Annotated in this window: 3 protein-coding genes; all 3 read left to right on the top strand. The window is 38.4% G+C overall.

Annotation, left to right across the window (positions count from 1 at the left end; genetic code table 11):
• The coding region (locus O9295_RS06840) for a transposase (protein WP_287672724.1) at positions 1–110 on the top strand (110 nt) is incomplete at its 5' end.
• Between the two features lie 443 nt (positions 111–553).
• Positions 554–1,597 carry a thioesterase domain-containing protein gene (locus O9295_RS06845; RefSeq protein ID WP_288032455.1) on the top strand — a complete coding sequence of 348 codons (1,044 nt, stop codon included), beginning with the start codon at positions 554–556 and terminating at the stop codon, positions 1,595–1,597.
• Positions 1,598–1,885: 288 nt separating this feature from the next.
• The coding region (locus tag O9295_RS06850; RefSeq protein ID WP_288032456.1) for an RNA-guided endonuclease InsQ/TnpB family protein at positions 1,886–2,409 on the top strand (524 nt) is incomplete at its 3' end.

The following is a 2,409-nucleotide window of genomic DNA, read 5'->3' on the forward strand; positions in this document are numbered from 1 at the left end:
GATTAATTGAGGGAATGAATACCAAAATAAAGCTTATTAAAAGAATAAGTTATGGATTTACCAATTTTGAACATCTTCGACTTAAGCTGTTTGCTTGCTTTAATTCATAACAAAAATTAACACACGAAAACCAGAAGAGCCATATCCGAGGAAAACTGACACAAACCCTAGGAATCAACCCTAAATATCTTATTCCCCTGCAAAAATCCGCTATTGGGACTTAGACAAAAAACAAATCGAGAAAAGCCTCAACTCCAATCCCAGCTTGGGATTTACTTCGAGAAGCCCAAAATCGCTGAAACTCAGATAGATCAAGGAAAATCATAAATCGAGGTTAACCCTTTGTCCCGTAATGGTTTGAGCCTTTTTTGCTGACCGAAAACGCCTAAGTCCCACTATTCCCAGAACATCCACCGGAAAAATTCAACGACTATCCCTAAAACAGCGTCTAGAAACGGGGGAATTTACGGCTACGATTAAATGGGTTGATGCTCTGATTCAACAAACACTAGAACAAACCTATCGAGCGCCTCGTAATCAATTAGAAGGGCAATTGACCCAGATTTGGAAAAAGATTTTAGGACTTAAGGAAGTTGGTATTTATGATAACTTCTTTGACTTAGGGGGAGATTCTATCTTAGCGGTCAAACTTGTAGCTGAAATTGAAAAAATTTGCTCGAAAGAATTATCTATCGTTGTTTTATATCAAGCCCCAACTGTTGAAAAATTAGCTAAGATTTTATCCAGAGGGGAATGGTCATCGTCTTGGTATTCTTTAGTTCCTATTCAACCATTAGGGGATAAAATTCCTCTGTTTGCTATTCATCTTCTGGGGGAGGGTTTAAGTTTTTACCGTCCCTTAGCCAATTATTTAGGGTTGAGACAACCTATTTATGGCTTAAATTATGGATTGGCTGCCAGAAAAGGGAAGGAAAAAGAAGACAAGTTACCCCCCATCGAGAATTTGGCCGCTCACTACATTGAAGAAATGCAAGCTTTTTACCCTCAAGGACCTTATATATTATTGGGGGTTTCTAATGGCGGAAACGTGGCCTTTGAAATGGCTAAACAACTGCAAGCACAAGGTCAGACCGTTGCCAAATTAATTTTATTTGATACCCTACATCCCCATCTTAAGCTGCCACCCCACTGGAAAAAAGGCTCTCGTTTTCAAAAATTGATGTCAGAATTGATCCGATATTCTCAAATTTATTGGGGTAACTTTTTATTATTTGAACCTCAAGAGAGGGTTTCTTATCTCCTCGAAAAACTTAAAAGTTTATCTGTTCAAAAAATTATTCAAAGAACTTCTTTTCCTGTTCAGCCATCAGAAAAAACACTGGAGACAAAGCCACTAGAAGCTTCGCCCCCTCGACTTTATCTACCGCAATCTTACCCGGGCAAAATCACCCTTTTCAGAGCCAAACATACAGGTATAAATGCTTTTGATCCAACCAATGGATGGGAAGGCGTTGCTGACGAAGGACTAGAAATTTATGATATTCATGGGGCGCATAGCCATATTTTTTCGGAACCAAGTGTTCGTATTTTATCTGAAAAATTGAGAGATTGTCTAACAACCGATCTTCTCACCTAAATTCTAGGCTGAAGGCACTGGCTAAAGGGAAGTGGGGAGAGGGGAGAGCAGAGCCTTTGTACTAAAATTTTCAAGATGCGGTTTCAATGCAGTCTAGCTTATATAAGCATTTTTTATCAATAAACCATTAATACTTGAGAAGATTTCAATTTACATTTCGCAATATTTACTTTTTCTTAAGAATTAATTGAGAATCATCGAAAATTTGGGTCTGAAACCCCGTCGTTCTACGACGGCTTTACCGTTAAATATTAGCGCATTTACACGATATATGCTAGAATGCGAGATATGGAAAAAGCCTATTCTTACCGATTTTACCCCACACCAAAACAAGAGTCGCTATTGCGGCGCACATTGGGCTGTGTAAGATTAGTTGACAACAAAGCTCTCCATGTCAGAACACAAGCATGGTACGAAAAGCAAGAAAGAGTAGGCTACGCTCAAACTTCTTCAATGTTGACCGATTGGAAAAAACAAGAAGAATTAGACTTTTTAAACGAAGTTAGCTGTGTACCCTTACAACAAGGGTTAAGACACCTACAAACAGCTTTTACTAATTTCTTTGCTGGTCGTACTAAGTATCCCAACTTTAAGAAAAAACATCAAGGAGGAAGTGCCGAATTTACCAAATCTGCTTTTAAATTCAAAGACAGACAAATCTATTTAGCTAAATGCACAGAACCTTTACCTATTCGATGGTCAAGACAAATACCAGACGGATGTGAACCAAGCACAGTAACAGTCAGATTACATCCCTCAGGACGTTGGCATATTTCAATTAGATTTGATGACCCAACAATTAAGCCATTACC

It is taken from the genome of Microcystis sp. LE18-22.4A, assembly GCF_027531105.1.
GTDB classification, from domain to species: domain Bacteria; phylum Cyanobacteriota; class Cyanobacteriia; order Cyanobacteriales; family Microcystaceae; genus Microcystis; species Microcystis aeruginosa.